Consider the following 1,083-nt stretch of genomic DNA (forward strand, 5'->3'; position numbering starts at 1 on the left):
TACCTCCAATTTTTTCAAAACACCCATTATTTTCTCGAAATTTGCGCTAAAGTTGTGCATATAAATTAAAGTGTCGTTACTTCAATTTACTGCTATTTAGTAGTTTGCACAACTTTCTTCAAATGCACCACGGGTTAAATCATATATAAATATATAAAAGGTTAAACCCAAAAGGGTTATAAAAAAATGGAGGTGCAAAAATGGATTCGATATGATTAGAATGGTGACTGATTAGTCACTAGAGTTCCCTTAATAACAAAGAATAGACGCATTTAGTACCTCATACTTACAAAAAATCAACTTTTTTTTCTAGTAGGAATTCCCTCGTAGAAGTTTTGCACTAGAGCATTAGAAGCAATATCATAGATTTGTGCTACACCAGCGTTTTTCCCATAAGAAGAGACTAAACGTTTTAAACAATTAATACCAAGAGATTTACTTCTTTTTTTAGCTTTAGGGTGTTTCCAATCCAAAGAATAAAATGTACGAACATTACCATCCTTAAACCAAACGATCAGTTTACTAAAGGAATCATTAGGAATTTTCCAAAGTGCTTTATTTTTTGACATTAGGTATATAGATATAGGGTTATTTGATAAAGTTTAACCATTTGTGTAGCGGATATTGTGCTAAGAATTGCGCACGATTATAAATCAAAATAGAGAGTTTTTGATCTCTTACACAAAGCCCTAGATGTAAATGCTTTTGTGGTATGTTTTCTTGAATAGCATAGTTCTGCACAAAATTTAAAATACCATTAGGAATACGCTCTTGAAGTCCTAAAAGTTGAATTTGTTCTTTATCAGCAAAGAGTAGTAATAAATCATCAAGAATGATGGGTTTGATAAGTTTACCTTGATGATAAATCGCTAAATCAAAGGTGTCTTTTTTAGGAAATACCCGAATAAGTAGTTGAGATTTAGGTAGGTTTAATTCTTTAGCAAGCACTTCTATATAGGTATTAGCATGCTGGTGAATTTGTTTTTCAACACCAAAAAGGTCTATAGCAATATTAGCCTTGGCGTGTTGTAATTTTGATTTAAGATTTGTTTTTAATCGATGTAACATATAATTAATTTATGA

At 30.8% G+C, this 1,083-nt stretch carries 2 protein-coding genes; both read right to left on the reverse strand.

Annotation, left to right across the window (positions count from 1 at the left end):
* Positions 1-296 precede the first annotated feature (296 nt).
* On the reverse strand, positions 297-569 hold the full coding sequence (locus ACYEKI_RS21230; protein WP_459213219.1) for a hypothetical protein: 273 nt from the start codon (positions 567-569) through the stop codon (positions 297-299).
* A 19-nt stretch (positions 570-588) separates the two neighbouring features.
* Positions 589-1,068 carry a hypothetical protein gene (locus ACYEKI_RS21235; RefSeq protein WP_459213220.1) on the reverse strand — a complete coding sequence of 160 codons (480 nt, stop codon included), beginning with the start codon at positions 1,066-1,068 and terminating at the stop codon, positions 589-591.
* Between the last annotated feature and the right edge of the window lie 15 nt (positions 1,069-1,083).

The sequence above is a fragment of the Aquimarina rhabdastrellae genome, assembly GCA_947387485.1.
Taxonomy (GTDB): domain Bacteria; phylum Bacteroidota; class Bacteroidia; order Flavobacteriales; family Flavobacteriaceae; genus Aquimarina.